This is a genomic window from Sulfitobacter sp. D7 (genome assembly GCF_003611275.1).
Classification (GTDB): domain Bacteria; phylum Pseudomonadota; class Alphaproteobacteria; order Rhodobacterales; family Rhodobacteraceae; genus Sulfitobacter; species Sulfitobacter profundi.
On record NZ_CP020694.1, the window covers coordinates 2,431,469 to 2,453,834 of the forward strand.

Genomic DNA, 22,366 nt, shown 5'->3' on the forward strand with positions numbered 1-22,366 from the left:
ATGTCGTTAACGGCCATATTGATTGTCGCGTCGGCGCTCTTTGGCATCGGTCTGTTCGGTGCGTTATCACAGAAATCCTTTGTAATGCTGATGATGGGCTTGGAGCTGATGCTAAATGGCACCCTACTCGCGGCTGTGGGGTTTTGGGCCTTTACCCTTGAAGGGGCGCCTGAGGGACAATTGCTTGCGATCCTGATCATGGCGGTGATGGCAGTCGAACTGGCAATCGGCTTTGCCTTGGTTGTTGCCGTCTATCGCAAACGCCAAGCGGATGTGATTGAAGCGCTCGGGACGCTGAAAGAATGACGCTTTGGCTACTCCCCCTTCTACCGATTTTGTCAGGCGTGTTAATCGCGGTGATGGGTGATCGGTCGCGCGGCTGGCTTGGAGGGTTGGCAGTGGCCGTGCTTGGCGGGACTTTCGTCTTGGCGTTAGCTGCCGTCACAAAAGATTGGACCGCGTACTTGATCTGGTCGGATGCACTCCGGCTTACCGCCTCTCTCACGCCGATCTCAGCGGCGGTTGCTCTCATGGTTCCCGCCATAGCACTTGCTGTTGTCCTTCACGCCACACAGCATGAACAAGCGCGTGGGCTGGGGCGGCTAATTGGCATCATGATCCTGTTCACAGGCGGTATGGAATTGGTTGTCGTCGCCGATGATCTTTTGACGCTGCTTATCGGCTGGGAGCTAATTGGCGCCTGTTCCTGGGCGCTGATCTCGCACAAGTGGCGCGACATCGAAAATCCGCGTTCGGGCCTTTATGCTTTCGTGATGACGCGGTTCGGTGACCTTGGACTTTTTGCTGCTGCGATGGCGCTCTACTCCGCCACGGGGTCTTTCGATTATGCCGGTATCGCAACGCTCGAAGGCACGTTTCAGTGGATCGTAGCCTTTGGAATCCTTCTTTCGGCGGCCTCGAAAGCCGGACAGGTTCCCTTCTCGCCCTGGCTGTTTCGGGCGATGGCTGGCCCCAGTTCGGTCTCGGCGCTTCTCCATGCGGCGACGCTGGTGGCAGCCGGTGCCTATATCATCGCGCGTCTTGAGCCATCCTTGTCCATCGCTCCCGGGTTTAGCGTCGCGGCGATCTTGATAGGGGTGATCACTGCTCTGGCGGGTGGCGTCACCGGGGTTTTGCAGAACCACGCCAAACGGCTGCTTGCAGCGTCCACTTCGGCCCAACTCGGATTTATGTTCGTCGCAGTCGGCGCGGGGTATCCTGGGATCGCGGTGCTGCACTTGATTGTCCACGCCACATTCAAAGCGCCGCTTTTCCTTTCGGCGGGCCTCGCAGGCGATGCTGCGGGGAGCTACCGCCTGGATAAAATGATGCTGGGCCAATCGCTGCCAATCGTCGGGGGGCTTACAGCTATAGCAGCAGTCGGACTTGCCGGGATGCCGCCTGCGGGAGGTGGTTGGAGTAAAGAAGAGATCATTAAAGCGGTTGAACATACTGGGTATTGGCTGCCAATCGCAGTGATGCTCGGCGGCGCACTGAGCGCGGCCTATACGACGCGCTTCTTGTTGTTGGCATTTAGCTGGCGCGGCGATGACGAGCGGTCAATCGAAGTGCCTGGCATGATGGAAACCATCGGACTGGGTATCCTCGCTGCATTAACGCTAACAACAAGCCTTCTGTGGTATCCGCCCCTGGCTGAGGCACTTGCCGCCCTATTGGACATGACGCTCCCCAAAGGCAGCCCTTTGATGCTTGGCCTTTCGCTGGCCTTTGTCGCCGCCGGTGTCTTGGGCGGCGTCTATCTGGTGCGGCGGCACCCTACGCTCGGAACAAGCGGTGCCACTGCTGCCGCCTCAGATTGGCTCGGGCTGCCCAAGTTGATCACCATCGCCGTTGTGCGACCCTTAGATGCGCTTGCCCGTACAACGGCTTGGATTGACGACACTCTCATTGACGCGGGGCCTCGTGGGGTCGCTTTCATGGGCCGCAAAGGGGCGGCTTTTATCGCGGAAGTGGACAACCGTGTTGTTGATCAGGGTATTCGGAACACTGCTGCATTTGGCGACTGGCTTGCTCAGGTCAGCGACCGTTTCGGGGAGACGATCTCTGATGGCATACCCGAAGGCAGTGCGCGCCTGACCGGTATGTTAGGCCGCGACATTCGCCGCCTGCAAACCGGGCTATCGTACCACTATTACGCTTACATTATTGGCGGCGTCATCGCCGTGATCGCCATTCTCGCTGCAGGAGCATGACATGCTGACACTCACCATCCTAATCCCGATGCTGGGCGCCCTGGCTCTGACCGTTCTGCCCAGTCTCGGCCACGCCGCTGCCCGCATCATCGCGGTCGCAACCTCGACATTGTCGTTCTTGCTGCTTCTAATCGTCTGGTACCAGTTTGACACAAGCTCAGCGGCCCCTGCCTTTCAGGCCTATGCGGAGGCCCCTTGGATACCCGCGCTCGGTGTCTTCTGGCGCGTGGGCGTGGATGGCATGTCATTGGCGCTCTCGTTGATGAGCGGCGTCCTCTTTATCGCTTGCATCGCATGGCCGATGGAGAACCCTGAACGTCCCCGCGCCTACTATGCATGGTTTCTGTTTCTGGAGTCGGTGTCGCTGGGCCTGTTCATGGTCCTCGATTTGCTGATCTTCTATGTCTTCTTTGATCTCAGCCTCGTCGGGATGTTCTTCCTAATTGGACGGTGGGGCCATGGTGACGCCCAAGGTGCGGCGCTCAAGTTCTTTATCTACACGTTGGCGGGGTCCCTCGCGATTTTGCTGGCGATTATCGGGCTGGTGCTGACAGTTGACCCAATCACGTTTGACATGCGCGCTTTGATTGCTGCGCAGCCATTGGCAGGGATGGATTTGCGGGGTGGTTTGATCCTTTTGGGCTTTGTGCTGGGGTTTGCCGTCAAAGCCCCGCTGTTTCCGGTTCACACATGGTTGCCACCTGCGCACGTCATGGCACCGGGGCCGGTGTCGGCCATCCTCGCTGGCGTCTTGCTGAAGATGGGGACCTATGGGCTCGTCCGGATCCCCTTTCAGATGATGCGCGAAACCTTCGCCGACTATGCATTGCCACTGGCGATTGTGGCACTCGCTTCTATCCTATGGGGAGCCATCGTCGCCTTGGGGCAGACCGACCTAAAACGGCGCATCGCCTACACGTCGGTCAATCATATGGGCTATACCGTCTTGGGCATCGCCGCTGCAGGAGCCTTGTTGAACGGCGCAGAAGGCGCGCGCGAAATGGCTTTGACCGGTGCGGTGGTCGAAATGGTCGCGCACGGGTTAATCACCGGCGCGCTCTTCTTGATTGCCGGTGGCTTCTGGGCGCGCAGTGGGACCTATGACATGGATGCTTACGGCGGGCTGGCCAAAGTGGCTCCTCGCCTGACAACCGCTGCCGTGATTGCGGCTTTTGCCAGCCTCGGGTTGCCGGGGTTGGCCGGTTTTGTGGCGGAAGTGCAGATCTTTGTCGGCACCTTTGCCGTCTTTCCGGTGATCGCTGCGATTGGTCTGCTGGGCATTCTCATTACTGCCGCACTCTTTCTGCGGTTGCTGCAACAAGTGTTCTTTGGTGACCTGCCAAAAGCGCGCGAGGGGTTTGCCGATGTCAGCTTACGTGAAGGCAGCATTCTTGCAGCGATCTTGGCGCTGGTCATTCTGATCGGCATCTATCCGCGCTGGTTGCTTGATCTGATCGGCAGCGCCTCCTCTGCCATAATAGGGAGCTGACCGGTGCCAATCGGCGACGTATCCCCTGAGATCGCGATCATCATGGCGGCAGTGTTGGCGCTGCTGTTTGCGGCCTTTGCGCCCCGACGAATGCAGGCCGGATCGGCATTCATCGCCCTCGCAGGCATTGCCGTCGCCATTGTTTTGGTTCTGGGGCAATTGGGGGAAACCCGGTTCACCTTTTCAGGAACTTGGGCGCTGGACGGAGCGAGCCTTTGGGCGCGACTGATGATCCTGCTGGGCACGGCCTTTTGTATTCTGCTGGCACCGGGCTGGTTCCGCACCGATCCACGCCATGGAGAATATTACACGATCCTCCTGCTTGGTGCGCTTGGGGCTATGGCAATGGCCGGTGCCGGAGACCTGTTGCAACTCACTATCGCGGTGCTGCTGTCTTCAGTCACCGGCTACACGCTGGCCGCGTGGCACCGCGACTGGGCGCTGTCCATCGAAGCTGGCATGAAATATTTCCTCATGGGAGCACTGGCAAACGCATTGCTGATTACCGGGGTCACCTTAATGCTGGGACTCTTGGGGAACACCGGATACGCAGATATTGCCGCTTCATTAAGGCTCGGTACTGGGCTTTCCCCGCTGCTCTTCGTCGGATTTGCGCTAACCCTAACCGGTGTCGCGTTCAAACTGGGTGCAATACCCGCGCATGCATGGTTGCCCGATGTGGCCGAAGGCGCACCGGTCCCATCAGCCGCATTCCTGACGGTCGTGCCCAAGATCGGCGCGGCCATCGCATTGGCCCGCCTCGTGCAGCTTGTGCCCCCCGAATTTCTTGGCCTGCGCCCGCTGATCGCGATTTTAGCCGCAGCGACAATGACCTTGGGCAATCTGGCCGCGTTTTGGCAGGATGATATCCGTCGGCTAATCGGCTGGTCCTCGGTGGCACAGGCAGGCTACGTATTGATGGCCGTCACCGTTCTGGGGCTTAGTCCAGATGCGCTGAGCGCCCTGCTGGCCTTCATAGCCAGCTATGCGATAGGCAATCTCGCAGCCTTTGCGGTCGTGGCATACCTACGCGGGCGCACGGCTATCGCCGACTACGACGGCTTGGCCAAGCGGCGCCCGCTCGTGGCGACGGTACTGGTGGTCTCCTTCCTCTCTTTGGTGGGCATTCCGCCAACAGTCGGATTTCTGGGTAAACTGGCGCTGTTCATGACCACGGTAGACGGAGGCTATACTTGGCTCGCGGTGGTTGCAGCTGCCAATACCGTTGCGTCGCTGTTCTACTATGCGCGGGTAATGGGCCGCGCATATTTCAACGCGCCGCCTGAGGAGATCGCTGTACTTGATCGCTCAAGTGGGGTGGCAGTGTTGATCGGGGGCGTCCTCCTACTCGGCGGAGCCCTCTTGGCAGGCAGTACATTAACGGCCTTTCAAATCAGCCAGCTTTTACCCTGATCGAATTATTCGAGAACCTACGGTAAATCATCCGCGCAAGGAACAACATTAACTCTATACGGGTTGCCTTCTTATGATCCAAGCAATGCTTCTTTCAGTTCTGGTCGTGAGTATTTGCACGACAGTCCATTATTTCGTCCTTAGATGGGTTTCCGATACCATTTCTCAGCGCAATCGAGAGGCGCATGGTCAGAATTTGGGGCTGGCAGTTGGCGCTATTACGACGGCTCATGTAATTGAGGCTTTCATCTATACGCTCTTCTTCCTTTGGGCGGTGCAGGGTGTGCAAATCGGTACGTTGGAAGCATCCGGCCCAGGGTCTAAGGACCTCTCTTTGATGGATTACTTCTATTTCTCCCTGGTCAACTTCACCACCCTGGGACGCGGTGACCTAAACCCTGAAGGACATCTGCGCTTCATAACAGGCATTGAAGCTTTCCATGGCTTTCTGATGATTACCGCGTCAGGGAGTTTCGTGCTGCAAGTCATGGGTGGAAAGGCGCCGCTGTCGAAAACGTAATAGCCTGCCGCAAAATAGCTCAAAGCATTTCGTGCTTTTGCGCTAAGGATCATGGTCCAAACGTGGGGGTATCTCACAAATTTGACACCGCGCGTCAGATTGCCTCGATCGCGTCCTTAAGCAGATTGGACCTGTCGCGTATTTGTGCCGCCCCGAGTGCTCGTTTAAGCCACCTTTCGCTCGAAAGCGACAGGGCTTTTCCAACCCAATGCTGAGTGGCGGCGGCGCGGATTGTAGAACCCGTTTATGTATTCAAAGATCGCCATCTCAGCCTTGCGCCTTGTCTCCCAAGGATGCCGCCAGATCAGCTCTGCTTTGATGGTCTTGAAGAACGTCTCGACCGCCGCGTTGTCATAGCAATTGCCCTTGCCGCTCATCGATACCTTGAACCCGTGCTGGCGCAGGAGTTTCTGGTAGTCGTGTGAACAATATTGCGACCCACGATCCGTGTGATGAATGCAGCCTTTGGGTGGTTGCCGGAACGCGATGGCCATCTTCAACGCCCGGATCGCGAGGTCACGCTTCATGCGGTTACTCACAGCCCAGCCGATGACGCGTCGGGAATGCAGATCCAAGATCACGGCCAGATACAACCAGCCCTCGCGCGTCCAGACATAGCTGATGTCACCGGCCCATTTCTGGTTTGGTTGATCCGCCGTAAAGTTCCGATCCAATAGGTTGGGCGCAATGTTGAACTTGTGATCGCTGTCGGTCGTCACCTTATGTTTGCGTGTTCTCACAACAGATATGCCGTTCTGACGCATCAATCTGCCAACACGGCGGTGCCCGACATCCAAGCCGATCTCCTTAAGCTCTTCCGTCATCCGCGGCCTGCCGTAGCTGCCCAGGCTGAGACGGGACTGTTCTTTGATATGTGCCAGCGTCACCAGATCAGACCGCTGTCTGCGGCTGGCTGGCCGACTGCGGAAAGCCCGCAAACCGCGCATGCTGACATCCATAACCTGACACAGGCGCGCTGCCGGAAACGCATCCCGGTGTTCTTCCACGAACCTAAACCTCACGGCTTTTGGCTCGCGAAGAACTGCGTTGCTTTTTTTAGGATGTCCCGCTCCTCCTTGAGAATGCGGTTCTCACGCCGAAGCCGGTCATTCTCTTGAGCAAGGCTCAAATCTTCTTTCGACACCACGTCTGTGTCTCTGTGCGCGGTGATCCATTTGTTAAGCGTCGACATACCGACGCCAAGATCATCCGCCACCTGCTTACGCGTTAGCCCGCTGGTCAGCGCGATCCGCACCGCATCTTGGCGAAATTCGTCCGTCCGTTTCAATCCCATAGTCAGTCTCCTTTGTTGCAGTAAATGCTATCAAAGGAGCGGCACAAATACGCGACAGGTCCAATCGGTGGCGCTAACTTGTTCTTCCAGCTCGTCAACGCTCGCTACGAAAAGGGCGCCATGATCCTCACTTCGAACCGCAGGTTCGCGGAATGGGGCGAAATCGTCGGCGATCCAGTCGTCGCGACCACACTGCTCGACCAACTCCTGCATCACGCTGTCGTTATCAAGATCGAGGGCGCCAGCTACCGTCTGCGTGGCCATGCCAACCTTATCCCCGAGCGTGTCCGAGCCAACGCTCCAATCGCTCCGCCACCGCCGCCAAAGCGCCGCGGACGGCCGCCAATAGTAAGGAATGGAGCCGCTGATCACTGTGCCGGCTGATCACCGGAATCAAGCAAGTGGGGAATTTTACTTCGGCACTTTTGGGGAAAGTTCAAACGGCGTTGACACAAGGTTCGCATACCAGCCCAGAGCGATCATAAATGCGGGCTTTTCACTCACCGTTGAAAGCCTTGTATCAACCATTGCGGTCGTTCCTCGCTTTACTATTAAATGCAGCCATAAGGCGCAGTTTCACCTCAACGTCGCGGGTCGGGGCACATAGCAATGCCTTCAGATTTCGGCCCATTCGAGCACTCCCATCAGGTCCCAAAGGGCAGGCTTTCATAAGGGGCAAGTCGCATCCATCGTGCGGGCAGAAGAGACCGTTGATGGGACACAGACCTTAGGTGATCATTGAGAGCCCTGGATATTGGACGTGGAGCCTCGACAGGGTGGAACGCCACCACTGGAAAGGAAGGTGGTGGCGAACCAATTGGATCAGTCAGACAGTTTCTCTTTGGCGTCCCCGACGCCTTTCTGGACCTTGCCCTCGGCCTGATCGGCCTGGCCTTCGTTCTTTAGGTCGTCCTTGTTAGCAGCGTCGCCGACTTCCTCTTTAACCTTCCCGCCGATATCCTTCACTTTACCTTTGGCTTGACCTTCGTTTGCCATTTCTCTCTCCTTTGCATTTAGTTGGTATCGAACCAACGGGATGAGAGACCCGGAAGTGCCCCCGGCAGTGGCCCTAAATGGTTTGTTTTTCAGCGGAGAAGCACCGGCACTAAGCGGCCAGCGGCAGAGAAAGAAGCTGGACCCAAAGCTCACTCCTCGCGTTGGCCCTGTCAAATGGTAACATAGTCAGGAGATGCAACATGAGTAACGCAATACGCACTTTGGTGCAGGACTACGGTTGGATTCACACCGGCATTGGGCTTGCAGGAAATACGTTGTTCTTCCTCGGGAGTATTGCATTTCTCCCGACCTTTAAGAGATGGGAGGAAGTTGGGATGGAATGGCAGACAGTGGGGGTATGGATCTTCATTGTGGGGTCATTTCTCATGCTGATCGGCACGCTCGGCAATCTACTGGTCAAAATTTATGAGGCACGGGAGCAAGAGTAATACACCTTTGCCTGATGCGCGGTCTACGCCACTGGCGGCGGACCTTGCTTTGCCTTGCTTGGACACTTCACCGCTGGTCTACGGCGGATCTTATAGCGAGGTGGATATCCTGCTCAGCCTCTGCGATGTCATCTTTGCGCAGTTGAGGCGGCTCCATATCCGTGGCCGTGTTACACATTTCCACCTTGATCGGATAATGATCCGAACCCCATTCCGGCAACACTTCAAAGTTGGCGACAGCCAATTCCGGTTGATGGAGAATTTGATCAAGTGGCCACGACATCCACCAAGAATGCGCGTCGTAAGTGGGCTTATAGCCAAATTTCTCTCTCGGATCGATGAAGCCGCCAACGCGCTGGAGCCGCTCAATGGAGGTTTCCCATGGGACTGCGTTCAAGTCACCTGCAACGAGCACCGGAAGGTCGCTGTCGCGGGACTTCAGCGCCGCCCACATCAGCTGAGCGTCCCTCCCCGTAGAGGATTGCCCCGGGTGCGGCGGGCGGGGATGTAGCCCCATGAAGTGAACGCTGTCTCCAGACGGCATCTCGACATTCGTAAGGATAGCAGGGGCGTCCTGTTCGACTGGAAAAATGACCTCAGTTTCGCTTATTGGCAGGCGTGAGAAGAGGTGCATGCCGAAGAACCCACCGGTGATGCGCTGAGCCTTATGCGGCATTTGGCTATCCAAAGCCGCGAGTTCCGCATCCCACCATTCGTCGGTCTCTAAAGCGAGGAATAGATCGGGGCTTTGCTCTTCGACGAGCCGGATAAGGTCATTCGCGTTCCTGTTGCCCTTCTTGACGTTAGCGACCATCAACACGAACTTCTGGTCGGCTTCGCAGGCAAATTGAGGGGTATTGCTCTGGGGCAAGTAGGGAAAAAGCTTCAAGGTGTTGTAGCCGATCGCCAGCGCGCCAAGCGCAACCAGAACCATCCGAAGCTTGCGGCTAACTGTTCGAGAAATCGCGATCAGGGCAAGAACTGCTATGAGCGCAATTAGATACTGTAGCCGGGGGAAATCCGTCATCCGCACCCACCAGAGGTTGGTTTCGATCAACGCGCCGAAGCTAAGCAGAAAAAGAGCCAGCGTGGCCAGAGTGAGCAGCGTTGATACGACGTATTTCATGTGTTCTCCCTCGTTAGTTAATCAAAGAACACCGCAAGGGCCGGCAGAGTTTCATCTTTCCTAAGTTGTTCGCAAGGCCTCCTCTCGTCAGTGGGGGCTGCGTAGTCCAGAAACCGCACTGAGCAATTGTCGGCGCACCCGCGCCGGTCAGCATGAGGGTTTGACGCCAAAAGGACATGGAGATTGCGGATGAGGGCCGGTTTGCTTTTGAACGTTGGGTCACTGTTGGGTTCACCCTTTTGCAATGACGCTTTGGATTTGGGAAATGGCCGCCGGGCTGTCCCAAGCGGCGGGGCCGACCTTGCGAGCGACCTCGTGGCCTTGGGGGTTGACCAGCAGTGTCGTGGGCAGGCCGACAACGCCGAAAGCCATCATCGCCCGTAACTGGTCCGCCAGATAAAGATCGAGATGCGTGATGCCGATCTCGGCATAGAAATCGCGCACAATGTCGAACCCGCCCTTGTCGATTGAGAGTGCGAGAACGTGAAACTCCGCCCCACCCAATCGCGCCTGAAGCCGATCAAGGGTGGGCATTTCATGACGGCAGGGAGGGCACCACGTCGCCCAGATATTGAGCAACACCGTCCGGCCACTAAAGTCCGCCAAAGTCAGGCTCCGCCCTGCCCCATCCGTGATGGGCGGCGACAGCATTGGCAGGGGCTTTTGATGTTCCGCCATGACAGTGCGCGCGGCGGCAGGCGAAGCCCCAAGCGCCAGTGCGCCGCCCAGAAAACCACGCCGTTTCATGCGTTCGGCTCCTGTTGCAAACGCCTCACCACAGGAAGGATATCTTCCTCAAGCGCGCGTCGATTGAACGGGCCGACATGTTTGTAAGCGATGCGCCCTTTGGCATCGATCACAAAGGTTTCCGGCACGCCGTAAACGCCCCAGTCAATCGCAGTCCGGCCAGAGCTGTCGGCACCGATCCGGTCATAAGGATCGCCGAGTTCCGCAAGGAACCTGCGGGCGGCGGCGGGCTTGTCTTTGAGGTTGATGCCGTGGATCGGCACGCTGTCGGTTTGGGCCAGTTCCACCAGTAGTGGCATCTCAACCCGACAAGGCACGCACCACGATGCCCAGACGTTCACAAGGGACACTTCACCGCGCAGATCAGCCGTCGATAGCCCCTTCCCGCGCCCTTCGATGGGCGGCAGATCAAACTCAGGAATATCCCGGCCGATCATCGTGCTGGGCAGGCTATCGTTGTTGTTGAACAGCCCCCAGAGGAACGCCGCCGCGATGGCCCCAAAGACCATCGCAGGCAGTGCCGCGATGAACAGCGACCACCGCGCTTGTGGACAGATTGGCTGTCCTTGCTCATGTCCCGCCCTCATCCTTGGCGGTGACTTCAGCCTGAAAGCCGCGCTCCCGCTCGGGCCAGGTGCTTTTGATATAGCCAAGGATGGCCGTGATCTCTGCATCGCGCAGGATGCCGTCGAACACCGGCATGTCGCTTTCATAACCCGGCACGACCGAAGCCAGCCCGTTCTTGGTAATGTCGAAAAGCTGCTGATCCGCATGGTGCCACGTATGGCCCGTTTCATCATGCGGCGGCGCGGGCATGCGGCCAGTGTCGAGCCGCCTGCGCCAGTCCGGCTGGCCTTCGAGATCGGCGCCGTGGCAAGAGGCGCAGCTTTCGGCATAAAGCCCCGCGCCAAGCTCGATCATCTGTGCGTCCACGGGCACGCCGAGCACGGCGAGCGCCGGGGGGCTGTCCTCCTTCCCCCCGGCCCAGACAGCGACCGCCGCCGCGCCCGCGATGCCAATAGCGGCTGTCATAGCCATCCGGTTCATGCGGGCTGCCGTAGGTATTTGACCAAGGCCAGCGCGCCCAGCACCAGCACCGCCAGCACCAAGAGGAAGAGCACGCCACAGGCGATCATCATTCCGACCGACATCGGCCCATTCATCATAGTTCCGTTCATCATGTCTATCATTCTATCCTCATTCATTTGAATACACGGCCACGCCGTCCTCACCGAAAGCGTAGGTTTTGAGCGTGCCGCTCTTGCCTGCCATGCCGGGCGCGTTCTGGGGCATACCGGGCAGCGTGATACCGGTGACCTCGGGGCGCTCGGATGTCAGACGCTGGATGATCTCAACAGGCACCAAACCGCTGACGTAGTAGCCGTCGACCTCGGCAAGGTGGCACCCCAACCCCTGTTCCGGCACGCCGACCTCGACCGAGCGTTTGTCGAAATCCCGGTCGTCGATGCGGGTCACGTGATAGCCGTTCTCTTCGGCATAGTCGGCATAGGCGTCGCAGCAGCCGCAGGACGGGTCGCGCCAGATGGTCATTTGCCGGTCCGCCGGGACGGTGCTTGCCACAGTGTCGGCGGGCGCCGTTTTGTCGTTTTCCGCCATGCCGAAGGTGGCGAAACCAATGATACCGGCGGCGGTCAGGGCCGCAGCCGCGCCGAGGGTCAATTTACTGTTCATGTCTGGTCTCCGTGAGGGGTATTGAGGGGGTCAAAGGTCAGCCCACCATCGCGGCTGACCGAAAGAATGCCGTCGCGAACGGCGGCAAGATGCTGAGGGTCGACAGGATCGACAGCCAGCGCGTCGATCTTTCCCGGCGCGGCACGCGTCCAATTCACGCCTGCGTCTGTCGAGGTCCAAAGGCCAGTCGCCAGGCCAGCGTAAAGCCGTTCAGGCGCTTTGGGGGAGAGTGCCAAATGGGTGATCGGCAGGCCTTCGGGCAGAGGTTTGGCAGGCGGCGGCGTTTTACCCGCAGCCAGCGCATCCATCGCATCACCCGCGGTCACATCCTGCCACCGGCAAAAGCAATCCGGCACGCGGGTCAGCCCGGCGTCGGTCCCAGCATAGAGCCAGATGCCGCCCATGCCAGTCGGATTGCCCACAGAGACGAGCGTCAACACCTCGCGTTCGGCCCCATCGAGATAAGGCCGGTCCATGACGAATTCCCAGCTTTCGCCCGCGTCTTTGCTGCGCCAAAGCCCGTCATCCGCAAGGGCGGCATAGAGCATATCTGGCTCAAGCGCGGCCTGGGTGAGCGCGGTGACGCGGGTTGCCGGCAGGCCCGCGCTGGCGTCTGCCCATGTGCGCCCCCCATCCCGGCTGCGCATAAGGCCGACAGGATCAACTGCCGCGAACAAAGTGCCCGGAGTCTCTGGATGGCTGGTGATCGCGGTGATTGATCGCTCCAACGACACATGCTGGATGTCGCTTGGGGCGGGCACGCGCCAAAGCTTGCGCTTTGAAGCCACAACAAGTGCATCGCCGTCATACTGAAGGGCGCGGATCGACTCCCCCGTTGTCGTTGCGAGGGAGACATGAGGTAGGATCAGCGTCGCCCCAACTGTGGCAAGCCCGCCGGACAGCACACGCCTGCGCGACATATCGCGCGGTGGATGAATAGACATAAAGGTCGTTCCCGAAAGTGACAGATAAGGTCGAGCGTGTCGCTGCGCAGTGGCAGCAAACGTCGCGAAACCGGGCCGTCACCCTTCGATGCGGCCGGTCAACTTAGGGAGGTGGTTCGCGGTGGGAAAGGGTCAGACCCGAGATCAATCCCGGCGAGGCCAAGATCCCCGGGCACAGGCGCGAAGAAACGCTGCACGCTCTCGGGTTGGGACTGAAGCAACTGCGACATCACAAAGACAGATGCCGTGCAATCAATGTCGCACACCACCTCACCCTGATCTTCTTGCAAGCAAGCTGTGCAGCTATCGTCCTCCTCCATCGTCGCGGATGCGGTCAAACCTGACATCTGCAAGGACATGTTCGCCGCCGCCAAATCATGCGCCAATATGCCCGTCAAAAGAACGAGCGAGAGGCAGAATGTGGCAAGGCGAAGCAGCATGCGCATGGCACTGATATAGGAACCCGATGCGGTGCTGTCGATCCCCTCACCAGAAAGTGAGGCTGAGCAAGACGCCGCAGGCCCGCAGATCGGCAAGACACAGCGTATTGCGATGCGCCTCAGCGGTCGTCGTGCGACGTCCCATCGTTGTGCTCAGCATCTGTGCCAGCGCGCGTCGGGCCGCCCTCATGCCCAAACAACGCGGCATCCTGATGGGCATTTGCGGAGGTTTCAAACTCAAGGCTTGAATGGGTGATGCCAAAGTCATCCGCGAGCATTTTCTTGACCGCTTGCTTCACAGCATCAAGGTCCCTCCAATCTTGCCCCTCCAACACCACATGGCAATCAAGCGCCACCTCATGCTCTTGCATCTGCCAAAGATGAACATGGTGCACGTCCCTGACGCCGGCGACCTTGGTCATCGCCTCAACCACTGCCTCTGCATCCATGTCGGGCGGGCTGCCCAGCATCAACATACGGATCGGACCTCCGATCTCAGTGAGTGCCAGATAAAGGATATAAAGCGCGATACCGATGGTGATCGCCGGATCAACCCAACGCAGATCGTAAAGGATGATGAGTGTGCCGCCAATAATCACCGCGACCGAGGCCAGCGCGTCGGACAGGTTGTGCAAGAACAGCGCCCTGATGTTCACGCTACCCTTCTGCATCGAATAGGTCAGCAGCGCCGTCAGCGTATCGACTACCAGCGCGACAGCACCCAGAATGACCACCGTCCAACCTGCCACCTGAGGCGGATCAATCATGCGCATTCCGCCCTCGTAGATCAGATAGACCCCGACAAGAATGAGCGTGGTGTAGTTGATCAAAGCGGCAACGATTTCGATCCGGCCATAGCCAAAGGTCATCCGCGCATCTGCCGGACGCCGGGCGATTTTGCGGGCGACAAAAGCGATGACCAATGAGGCCATGTCCGAAAAATTGTGCAGCGCGTCCGCGACTAGGGCGAGCGACCCCGCAAAGATCCCGCCCACGATCTGCGCCACCGTGAGAAGCGCATTCGCCCAGATGGCCAGTGATACTCTGCGATCCCCGCTTTCGGGGTCAATATGGGCGTGATCATGTGCCATCTGTGCTTCCTACCGGTTTGGGGTCAGAACCGCTGCGTTTTAGGCAGCTTCGTAGTGTGTGAAGACTTCGCTGCTGCCGTCACGGCCAATCAGATAGACATCATAGGCATCGCGCTCGCTCTCCGGTCCCATCCCCGGTGAGCCATAGGGCATCCCCGGCACAGCGAGGCCAATGGCATCCGGGCGCTCGGCCAGCAGTTTGCGGATATCGGCGGGCGGGACGTGACCTTCGATCATATAGCCCTCGATCTTTCCGGTGTGGCAGGAGGCCATATTTTGCGGGATGCCGTTGTCTTGCTTGTATTTGATCAAGAGCGTCCCCAAGCTGCGTTCCGTCGTCACGGCAAAACCCTCGTTCTCCAGAATCTCGATCCACGCTGAACAGCAGCCGCAGTTGGGATCTTTCATCACATGGATGGCGGGCTTTGCTTCGGCCCATGCGGCGAAGGGTGCGGCGGCGGCAAAGCTGGCGGAACAGGCCAGCAGGCTGCGTCGTGTGAGGGTCATGTGAAATCCTTCCAAAGGTTCAGGCTGTCGTTTCATCTGTTGCATGGGTTGTAGGGCGGCGGCGAGGTTCGGCCAACCGCTCAGCGGTAGTCGGCCGGAAAAACAGCAGCCGCAGGCCGTTCAGCGCCCCCGACACGGTTGCCCTGGTATCCGCCAAGATCGCGTTCCAATACGCGGACTTATCAATATCTTTTCCCTGGCAATTCGATCAGGCTTGTATGAGGGCCATTTTTTCCGGGCGGTTATGCGAAAGCTGGTGCTCATGCGGCGGCAGCCATATCCGAACCCTTCATAGCCACAGTTTGCAGGGCCTCTGCAGGCATCAATGCGTCATCCATCAAATCCTCAATGAACGTGCTCAGCAACTGCGTGCGTCCGGTGACCGAAGCCTTGCGATAGATCGCGTTTGTCTGCGCCTTGATTGTCCCTTCTGAGGTGCCGCGCAGTTCCGCAATGTCGCGGGTGCTTAGTCCTTTGACCAAAAAGACCGCGACGTCCCGCTCTGCGGGGGTCAGCCCCCAATCCGTGAAATGCTGCGTCATCACCAGCGAGAACTCCGAGGTGCATCTGCGCATCTTCTCTTCGGCCAGCCGCGCACGTTGCAGACTGGTCCTGAGGGCGATCCAGCCAAGGGCCACGCCGAGGTTCAGGCCGATGGCCAAGATCGTTTGCTGATACTCGTGGCTTTGCCAAATCAGAAAATCAGGCTCCAGTCCCATGGCGTCCAGCAGGAAGCAGATGGAGAAAAAGATCGCCAACGCAATGCTGGGCGTGGTTCTCCAGCACAAGCTTTTCGACGCCCAAAACGGCGGATCGGATGGCCGCAGTCTGTGCTAAGATGTCCATACAGTAGCGGTTGGCCTCAACCATTTTCGCGATGCCGCGCACTTGTCCTTCGAGCCGTGATAGGCGGTCCAGCGTCTTTTCCTTGTTAGCCTTCATGAGGCGTCGCTCCATTTGAGATTTGTCGCCAATCGGAAAATTTACCCCATATGGGTATAAAACGAAGGCACACATTGGCAATTTGGGAGGACAACACAATGGATTCTAAGAATAAGCACGACGATAGCACAGGCAGCGGCTATGGTCTGTTCTTCGCGATGATCGGCACTTCGACGATCGTGATGTACGGTCTGATGTATCTTAACACCTATGCGCTTGATCATGTATTCTACTCACAAACGCGGATGTGGATGGCCCTTTATATGGGCGGGGTAATGGCAATCATCATGCTCGCCTTCATGCTCGGCATGTATTCCAATCGAAAGACGAATTTTGCGATCTTCACTGGGGCTGCCATCGCCTTTGCGGCTGGCGTCTACTTGGTCCGGTCGCAAGATACGGTAGGCGACACCGCGTGGATGAAAGCCATGATCCCGCACCATTCAATCGCGATCCTGACCAGCGAACGCGCAAACCTGTCCGATCCGCGCGTGCGCGAGTTGGCCGACGCGATCATCAAGGCACAGCGCAGCGAGATCGAAGAGATGAAGCTTTATATCGAAGACATCGAAGCCAACGGGGATGCAGCGCCTGGCACGCCCCGCACCAAACCCTAAGATAAAGGAGCATATCATGCCCAGAGACACCCGCGATGTGGCCGACGTAACATCTAACCCAGCCGCATCCGCGACAGGGAAAACCGCCGTGCTCTACCGCATGGCCCTGCCAAACCACCTGTGCCCGTCAGGGCAGAAGGCGCGATGGCTCTTGGAGCGCAAAGGCTACGAGGTCGATGACCGCCTGTTCCGCGCGCGGTCCGAAGTCGACGCGTTCAAGGCGCAATACGATGTTCCCACAACGCCACAAGTTTGGATCGAAGGGAGACGCATCGGGGGCTATGACGCCCTGCGCCAGGAACTTACCGACTATGCCCCTGCGGCGACCACCTACAAACCGGTGATCTATCTCTTTGCCGTAGCTGCGGCGACTGCACTTGCTCTGTCCATCGGCTTTCTCGGCGCGATCACGTGGCAGACGCTCGGTTGGTTCATTTCGGTCTCGATGATCCTACTGGGGATGCAGAAGCTGCGTGATATTGAAAGCTTTACGACGATGTTCCTCAACTACGACCTGCTGGCACGCAAATGGGTGCCATATGCCTACGTTTATCCATGGGTTGAAACCGGGGCGGGCGTCTTGATGACCGGGATGTTGCTAACCTCAATTGCCGCCCCAGCCGCACTCTTCATAGCCACGGTTGGCGCAGTAAGCGTGTTCAAGGCCGTCTACATCGACAAGCGCGAGTTAAAATGCGCCTGCGTTGGCGGCAATTCGAACGTGCCTCTCGGATTTGTGAGCCTGTCCGAAAATCTGATGATGATGGGCATGGCCACCGTGATGTTGGCCAAGATGTTTACCTGAAGATCGGGCGCAGCATCTTGCGCTTAGCACGAGTTCGCAGGGCGGAAATGGTCAACTGAAGCAAACGTGCATGGCACAAGTGCTTGTCTCAGCTTTGTTCGCATAGCTGCCGTTCGCGTGTTTTGCGGCGAACGGCGGCTCTCCGCCCTTATCACCGGAGTCTTCGCAGTCGCAGCGGAAACCGAGCTCCTGAAACCTGAAAACCATCTTCGAGCTGACGTTCAGCCGTGGTCCACCTCGAATTTAACCCATTGTTTTCCATCACCCAGATTCTAAGTGCCCGTGGTCCACCCTATCCCTTATTTTCTTGGTCTGAACCGGGTTTATGGGAGCCCCCTACGGGCTGCCACTTATCTTCTACGAATTAATGCTTCAATGACCGCTCCGGGCACTGGTTGTCCGACGAGGTTCTGGCTGCGGGTCACTCCGCGATAGACGGGCCTTCTCGAGCCAGTCCAAGCATGACTCGGCAAGCCCCTCACAATCAAGCTCCTGAACATATTGAGCGGACGCCTATAGTCGGAGGGAAACAGGTGGGGAGCGATCTTGCACAGGTTGGCACCAGACCGGGTGGGGCGCGCTTTGCGAACGCCATGTAGCAACAGAAAGCTCAGTTCGATTTGCGCTTCCCGGCTTTCCCCAATAACTTTCACAGCACATGTCAAACCGCGCTGCACGCCCCATAGATGGGCTACAGAGCTTACTGACGGCAAGAGTAGCATCAGGCTAATCCCCCACGCCAGTTCTTCGGGGAGAGGCGGCTATGCAGCACGTATCGGCTCTAAGCGCCAATCCTACGGATCAATCAACGCAACGTCATCGTTCCATAACCCGACCGTAGACGTCACCCGCGTGACCCTACCTCAATACAGCCCCTGAATTTCCAGTGGCAGTTGCTTCACCTGCTGCTGTTTCAGCACGGTCTTCGGCTGGGGCGTCGAGTCTGCTGATCTCAGCTTGTTGTAGCGGTTGGCCGAGGCGGCCGAGATATCTTCGCGGCTGCGCAGGATGGTGGGGCGCAGGAAGACGAAAAGCGTGCGTTGTGTGTTGCGGCCGTTGCGGGTCTTGAACAGCTCGCCGACAACCGGCAGATCACCCAGTCCCGGCACCTTGCTGCTGCCGTTGATCCGGTCGTCGGTGATCAGCCCGCCCAGCACCACGGTGCCGCGGTTGTCGGCCATGACAGTGGTGTTGATAGCCCGTCGGTTGGTCACGAGATCGGCTGCGCCCTCGACATTGGCGTTGGTGAGGCTCGAAACCTCTTGTTCGATCACCAGTTGCACCACCCCGCCCGCGGTGATCCGCGGCACCACGTTCATGGTGATGCCGACGTCACGCCGCTCAATCGTGGTGAAAGGCGTGGCGGTATTACCGTCTGTTGCAAAGCTGCCGGTGCGGAATGGCACGTTCTGGGCGACTACGATGGTCGCAGGCTCGTTGTCGAGCGTGGTGACCGAAGGCGTGGACAAGAGCCGCGCGCTGGTCGATTGCGACAGCGCCTGCACGAGGATGCCAAAATCGTTGCCCCCTGCGCCCAGTGTCAGCCCGGTCGAGAGCGCGGATCCGGCAGGCACGCCGACAGCCGACAAAACGGAGCCGAGCGAGACCCCGCCGCCATTGGAAAAATTGGTCGCGGCGATGGCACCCGTGGGAATGTTCGGACCCAAACCCAGCTGCGCGCCAAGCCGTTCGGCAACCTCGCCCGAGACCTCGACGATGGCCGCTTCGATCATCACCTGCGGGCGGCGCACGTCGAGCGCATGAACCAGCTGGCCGATCTCTTGAACCTGCGCGGCGGTGCCACGCACGATGATGGAATTGGTTGCGACTGAGGCCGTGATATTGACGGCATCCGGGGCCACAACGCGGCTCAGGGGGACAAAGGCACCCTCCGCGCCCTGCTCGGCCTCAGCCGCAGCACCGACATCGGCGGCCACGACATTGGTGATGTCGGTGGCTTCGCCCACGGTGCCCTTGATGATGTCGGCAATCACCTGAGCATCGCCGTACTGCAGGTTGAAGACCGTGGTGGCCACGGCCTCGCGTGGATCACGGCGTGGGGCCACGTCCATCGCGATGGCAAGGTTGCGGATCTCGGTGATGTCTTCGGGCGTGCCCCGCACGAGCAAAAGGTTCGATCCGGGATCGACAGAGAGTCGTGCGCCGGTGCCTGCCGGGCCCAGCACCTCAAGAATGGCATTGCCCACGGTCGCCGCATCGGCGCTGCGAAAACGCAGCACTTCGGAGCGCACCAGCGCGTCGCCGTCAAAGCTGCGCGCGATGGCCATGATCCGGTCCACATTGGCACGGGTGTCGGTGATGACCACGCCGTTGGGGTCTTCGACCGCTTCGATATAGCCCGATTCAGCCACCAGCGGGCGCAGCACTCGGACAGCCTCTGCCGAGGGTAAGCGATTGAGACGCAGCATCTCGGTCACGAAGTCCTGACTGCCTGCGTCGTCGGCCTCGCCCAGATTGGGACCGCTCGCGGTGCGGGCCTCGGCCTCAGGCACCACCTGCCAGATTGATCCGGCCTGAACGGCGACGAAGCCGCGCACCCGCAGAATAGACTGGAACAGCGACCAAACGCCTTCGGCATCCAGCGCCTCGGCAGAGACCACCGTGACCTCACCCACAAGGCCCGGGTCCAGCACCAAGGTCCGGCCGGTGATCTCGGATATCTGTTCGACCAAGAGCGAGATATCCGCATCGCGCAGATTGATGACAAAGGTCTCTTGTGCCCGCGACGGGGCAGGCAAGAGGGTCAGCAGCCCCAGCATCAGGGCGGCAAGGAGAGTGAGCGGACGGGTCACTGCAGCGGGAATGACATCACGATCGTGCGGCCATCCCTTTCCACTTCGATGCGGGCAAGGCCGGATTCGGCGATCACGTCATAAAGCGCGCGATCCTTATCCACGTTGCCGACACTCTGCCCGTTCACACTTGTCACGATGTCTCCTGCCCTCAAACCAGCGCGGTTTACACCCACGTCGTGCTTTTCTGCGATGGTATAGCCTTTTTCCCCCGGCACCAAACCAATCGTGTCGAGCACCTGAGCCGGATTGGCGATGATGCGCTTACGCCACATGTCGATATAGTCCTGCGTGGTGACAGGCTCTGCCCGGGACGCGGCATCCACCTGTTCGCTGATCGACCCGCCCTTCCCCGAAGTGATCAGCGCCATCAGCCGCTCTGCGCCGGTCGGCACGGCCTCGGCATCCGGAGTGGCCTCGGCACCTGCAAAATAGAGCACAATTTCAGCGCCATCCTTGCTGAGGGTCACGCGGTCCTGCGCGATGGCGGTGAGCGTGGTGCCCGGTGCCACCTCCTCGTCAATGCGGTAGTTGCCCTCCGATTGGTCCGAGCGCAGCAGGGCCAGCGAACGGCTGGGATCATCGCGCACGATCACGCCCAGAAGGACCAGATTGAGCGGCGCCTCGACGGCTTCGACCTCGGCCACCGCCACCTCGGCGGCACCGAAAGGCGCCAGCGCCAAGGCGGGGCCGAGATCGGTGGGGGCGGTTTGCGCTTCGACCGGCGCGCGCAGCACGGCGACGGACGGCATCACCCGGTCATGGCCCATCACCCGCCATGTCACATCCGCCCCGGCCACCGCCACGCTGCCCAGAGCGCCAAGGATCACGGCAAGCCGCAGCCATCTGCCAAGGGGTGCTATCGGGATCATGACGGCGCTCCAATATCGAGATACCCATCCAACACGTAAAGCGGCTGGTCGCTGCCCGCGATCGCGCTGCGCAGGGTCACGGCCTCGACCGCCGGGTCTTCGGTGGGACGGCGGGTTACGGTGATGTCAAAGTCGATGCCATAGATTTCCAATGCTGAGGTCGCCGCTGGCAGCCCGGCGCGCAGTTCCGACAGGCGGTATTCGGCGGCCCAGCGGGCGGCGACGCGGTCCGACAGGTCAGTGATGCGGCGGGTATGACCCTCGCTGGCCGAGAGCAAAGACACCGCTCCAAGCGCCAGCACCGCCATCGCCACCAAGGCTTCGATCAAGGTAAACCCTGCATCCGCCTGCCGCCTCATTGCGCCCCCTCCAACCGGGCGGCGTTGAGACCGTCAAAACGGATCACTTCCGCGGCGCCCGCGCCCGACAACAGTTCCAGCGTCAATGGCCCGGACACACCGAGGTCCATGTCGCGCGACAGCACCAAGCTGCCCGCCGCATCGGCGATCCGGGTGCCGCCGTCAAATAGATGCGGCGCGGCGAGGATCGGCAGGTCATGCGCCTGCCATCTGTCGCCATCATATAAATCAAAACGATAGCCTTCGGCCGCCCAGACAAACCCCAAGGGCACCCCGGTCAAGATCACCTCATCCGCCGCTCGGTTCAGCCGCGCCACCAGCAGGTCCGCCTCCTGCCCTGCCACATCGCCGCGCGGACCAGAGCCAAAACTCAGCCCCACCACTCCGGCCAGAATGCCGATCAGAGCGAGAACGACAAGCACCTCCACCAGTGTCACGCCAGCATCGGGCAGCCGGTGTCGGCCCGGCGATGTGGATGTGGATGTGGATGTGGCGGAGATTTGGGTCACCTGTTAGCCTGCAACTGCCCATGTGCGATGTCTGCATTGGCGCCCTCGCCCCCCGGCGCGCCATCCGCGCCCAACGACATCAAGTCAAAGCCACCATTCTGCCCCGGCGAGGCATAGAGGTAATCATTGCCCCAAGGGTCAATCGGCACGGCGGTCAGATAGCCTCCCGCCACCCAGTTGCGCGGCTCGGGCGGGGAGGTCGGGCGCACGGCCAGCGCCTCCAACCCCTGTGTGGTCGTGGGATAGGTGCGGTTATCTAGGCGGTAAAGTTCCAGCGCCGAACTGACCGCGCGGATGTCCGATTGCGCTACCGTGGCCCGCGCCTCATCGGGGCGGCCAATGACGTTGGGCACGATGATCGCGGCCACCAGCGCGATGATCACCAGCACCACCATCATCTCGATCAGGGTCACCCCGGCCTCGGGGTTACGCGCGCCTTTGCGCGCTGGATGAGTGCGCGGGCACGCTTGACGCAAGTTTTTCCGATGGCCCATGAAACTGTTCCCCTATCTGTCGCGTGGCTTTGGC

General features: G+C 59.4%; 27 protein-coding genes. 9 read left to right on the forward strand and 18 right to left on the reverse strand.

The annotated features are described in order from the left end of the window. The 5 genes from nuoK (at position 1) to B5M07_RS11755 (ending at position 5,635) form a co-directional block, all read left to right on the forward strand. Entirely contained in the window at positions 1-306 is a 306-nt protein-coding gene (nuoK, locus tag B5M07_RS11735) for an NADH-quinone oxidoreductase subunit NuoK (protein ID WP_120351440.1), read from the forward strand. Further along, a complete protein-coding gene (locus tag B5M07_RS11740; RefSeq protein ID WP_254693917.1) occupies positions 303-2,213 on the forward strand; it encodes an NADH-quinone oxidoreductase subunit 5 family protein in 1,911 nt (636 codons plus the stop codon). The genes nuoK and B5M07_RS11740 overlap by 4 nt, the downstream gene beginning before the upstream one ends. A 1-nt stretch (position 2,214) precedes the next feature. Continuing rightward, positions 2,215-3,702 (forward strand): complex I subunit 4 family protein, encoded by a 1,488-nt coding sequence (locus B5M07_RS11745; protein WP_120351441.1) that lies wholly within the window; start codon positions 2,215-2,217, stop codon positions 3,700-3,702. 3 nt (positions 3,703-3,705) lie between these two features. Further along, complete coding sequence (locus B5M07_RS11750) at positions 3,706-5,115, forward strand: NADH-quinone oxidoreductase subunit N (RefSeq protein WP_120351442.1); 1,410 nt, start codon at positions 3,706-3,708, stop codon at positions 5,113-5,115. A 73-nt stretch (positions 5,116-5,188) separates the two neighbouring features. Continuing rightward, positions 5,189-5,635 (forward strand): ion channel, encoded by a 447-nt coding sequence (locus B5M07_RS11755; protein WP_120351443.1) that lies wholly within the window; start codon positions 5,189-5,191, stop codon positions 5,633-5,635. Between the two features lie 164 nt (positions 5,636-5,799). Here B5M07_RS11755 and B5M07_RS11760 read toward each other — a convergent pair. Next, positions 5,800-6,929, reverse strand: a protein-coding gene (locus tag B5M07_RS11760; protein ID WP_120351444.1) for an IS3 family transposase whose coding sequence is annotated in 2 segments (ribosomal slippage) — positions 5,800-6,695 and positions 6,695-6,929 — 1,131 coding nt in all. Because the reading frame shifts where the segments join, the coding sequence is not laid out codon by codon here. Positions 6,930-7,049: 120 nt separating this feature from the next. Here B5M07_RS11760 and B5M07_RS11765 point away from each other — a divergent pair. Further along, on the forward strand, positions 7,050-7,313 hold the full coding sequence (locus tag B5M07_RS11765; RefSeq protein ID WP_302649201.1) for an ATP-binding protein: 264 nt from the start codon (positions 7,050-7,052) through the stop codon (positions 7,311-7,313). 438 nt (positions 7,314-7,751) lie between these two features. Here B5M07_RS11765 and B5M07_RS11770 read toward each other — a convergent pair whose 3' ends face one another. Then, positions 7,752-7,925: a CsbD family protein gene (locus tag B5M07_RS11770; protein ID WP_120351445.1), complete on the reverse strand. Its 174-nt coding sequence runs from the start codon at positions 7,923-7,925 to the stop codon at positions 7,752-7,754. Between the two features lie 200 nt (positions 7,926-8,125). Between B5M07_RS11770 and B5M07_RS11775 the strand changes: the two genes are divergently transcribed. Beyond that, positions 8,126-8,374: a YrhK family protein gene (locus B5M07_RS11775; protein WP_120351446.1), complete on the forward strand. Its 249-nt coding sequence runs from the start codon at positions 8,126-8,128 to the stop codon at positions 8,372-8,374. A gap of 67 nt (positions 8,375-8,441) precedes the next feature. On the opposite strand, the gene B5M07_RS11780 is transcribed toward B5M07_RS11775, so the two are convergent. The 11 genes from B5M07_RS11780 to B5M07_RS11830 form a co-directional block, all read right to left on the reverse strand. Further along, complete coding sequence (locus B5M07_RS11780) at positions 8,442-9,500, reverse strand: endonuclease/exonuclease/phosphatase family protein (protein WP_120351447.1); 1,059 nt, start codon at positions 9,498-9,500, stop codon at positions 8,442-8,444. 231 nt (positions 9,501-9,731) lie between these two features. Beyond that, a complete protein-coding gene (locus B5M07_RS11785) occupies positions 9,732-10,247 on the reverse strand; it encodes a TlpA family protein disulfide reductase (RefSeq protein WP_120351448.1) in 516 nt (171 codons plus the stop codon). After that, positions 10,244-10,834 carry a DsbE family thiol:disulfide interchange protein gene (locus B5M07_RS11790; protein ID WP_120351449.1) on the reverse strand — a complete coding sequence of 197 codons (591 nt, stop codon included), beginning with the start codon at positions 10,832-10,834 and terminating at the stop codon, positions 10,244-10,246. Before B5M07_RS11790 ends, B5M07_RS11785 begins: the two co-directional genes overlap by 4 nt. Beyond that, positions 10,818-11,294 carry a c-type cytochrome gene (locus B5M07_RS11795; protein WP_120351450.1) on the reverse strand — a complete coding sequence of 159 codons (477 nt, stop codon included), beginning with the start codon at positions 11,292-11,294 and terminating at the stop codon, positions 10,818-10,820. The genes B5M07_RS11790 and B5M07_RS11795 overlap by 17 nt, the downstream gene beginning before the upstream one ends. Continuing rightward, on the reverse strand, positions 11,291-11,437 hold the full coding sequence (locus tag B5M07_RS19455; RefSeq protein ID WP_162931851.1) for a hypothetical protein: 147 nt from the start codon (positions 11,435-11,437) through the stop codon (positions 11,291-11,293). Before B5M07_RS19455 ends, B5M07_RS11795 begins: the two co-directional genes overlap by 4 nt. A gap of 7 nt (positions 11,438-11,444) precedes the next feature. Further along, on the reverse strand, positions 11,445-11,939 hold the full coding sequence (locus B5M07_RS11800; RefSeq protein ID WP_120351451.1) for a DUF411 domain-containing protein: 495 nt from the start codon (positions 11,937-11,939) through the stop codon (positions 11,445-11,447). Continuing rightward, positions 11,936-12,883, reverse strand: coding sequence for a WD40/YVTN/BNR-like repeat-containing protein (locus B5M07_RS11805; protein ID WP_254693918.1), 948 nt, complete (start codon positions 12,881-12,883; stop codon positions 11,936-11,938). Before B5M07_RS11805 ends, B5M07_RS11800 begins: the two co-directional genes overlap by 4 nt. A 559-nt stretch (positions 12,884-13,442) precedes the next feature. Then, positions 13,443-14,414: a cation diffusion facilitator family transporter gene (locus B5M07_RS11815; protein WP_120351453.1), complete on the reverse strand. Its 972-nt coding sequence runs from the start codon at positions 14,412-14,414 to the stop codon at positions 13,443-13,445. Between the two features lie 39 nt (positions 14,415-14,453). Continuing rightward, positions 14,454-14,921 carry a DUF411 domain-containing protein gene (locus tag B5M07_RS11820; protein ID WP_120351454.1) on the reverse strand — a complete coding sequence of 156 codons (468 nt, stop codon included), beginning with the start codon at positions 14,919-14,921 and terminating at the stop codon, positions 14,454-14,456. Between the two features lie 260 nt (positions 14,922-15,181). After that, the gene (locus tag B5M07_RS11825) at positions 15,182-15,640 is read right to left on the reverse strand and encodes a helix-turn-helix transcriptional regulator (protein WP_120351455.1); all 459 of its coding nucleotides are present in this window, start codon (positions 15,638-15,640) and stop codon (positions 15,182-15,184) included. Next, complete coding sequence (locus tag B5M07_RS11830; protein WP_162931852.1) at positions 15,624-15,863, reverse strand: metal-sensitive transcriptional regulator; 240 nt, start codon at positions 15,861-15,863, stop codon at positions 15,624-15,626. The genes B5M07_RS11825 and B5M07_RS11830 overlap by 17 nt, the downstream gene beginning before the upstream one ends. Positions 15,864-15,961: 98 nt before the next feature. On the opposite strand from B5M07_RS11830, the gene B5M07_RS11835 reads away from it, so the two are divergent. Further along, the gene (locus tag B5M07_RS11835) at positions 15,962-16,480 is read left to right on the forward strand and encodes a DUF305 domain-containing protein (RefSeq protein WP_120351457.1); all 519 of its coding nucleotides are present in this window, start codon (positions 15,962-15,964) and stop codon (positions 16,478-16,480) included. A gap of 16 nt (positions 16,481-16,496) precedes the next feature. Further along, positions 16,497-17,285, forward strand: coding sequence for a MauE/DoxX family redox-associated membrane protein (locus B5M07_RS11840; protein ID WP_120351458.1), 789 nt, complete (start codon positions 16,497-16,499; stop codon positions 17,283-17,285). An 863-nt stretch (positions 17,286-18,148) separates the two neighbouring features. Here the strand turns inward: B5M07_RS11840 and gspD are convergent. The 5 genes from gspD to gspG are packed head-to-tail and all read right to left on the reverse strand — an operon-like array spanning position 18,149 to position 22,332. Further along, positions 18,149-20,098, reverse strand: a complete 1,950-nt coding sequence (gspD, locus tag B5M07_RS11845; RefSeq protein WP_254693919.1) for a type II secretion system secretin GspD — start codon at positions 20,096-20,098, stop codon at positions 18,149-18,151. Next, positions 20,095-20,970: a type II secretion system protein N gene (locus tag B5M07_RS11850; RefSeq protein ID WP_120351459.1), complete on the reverse strand. Its 876-nt coding sequence runs from the start codon at positions 20,968-20,970 to the stop codon at positions 20,095-20,097. The genes gspD and B5M07_RS11850 overlap by 4 nt, the downstream gene beginning before the upstream one ends. Continuing rightward, positions 20,967-21,329, reverse strand: coding sequence for a type II secretion system minor pseudopilin GspI (gspI, locus tag B5M07_RS11855; RefSeq protein ID WP_120351460.1), 363 nt, complete (start codon positions 21,327-21,329; stop codon positions 20,967-20,969). The genes B5M07_RS11850 and gspI overlap by 4 nt, the downstream gene beginning before the upstream one ends. Continuing rightward, positions 21,326-21,838, reverse strand: coding sequence for a prepilin-type N-terminal cleavage/methylation domain-containing protein (locus B5M07_RS11860; RefSeq protein ID WP_120351461.1), 513 nt, complete (start codon positions 21,836-21,838; stop codon positions 21,326-21,328). The genes gspI and B5M07_RS11860 overlap by 4 nt, the downstream gene beginning before the upstream one ends. Beyond that, positions 21,835-22,332, reverse strand: a complete 498-nt coding sequence (gspG, locus tag B5M07_RS11865) for a type II secretion system major pseudopilin GspG (protein ID WP_120351462.1) — start codon at positions 22,330-22,332, stop codon at positions 21,835-21,837. The genes B5M07_RS11860 and gspG overlap by 4 nt, the downstream gene beginning before the upstream one ends. Positions 22,333-22,366 lie beyond the last annotated feature (34 nt).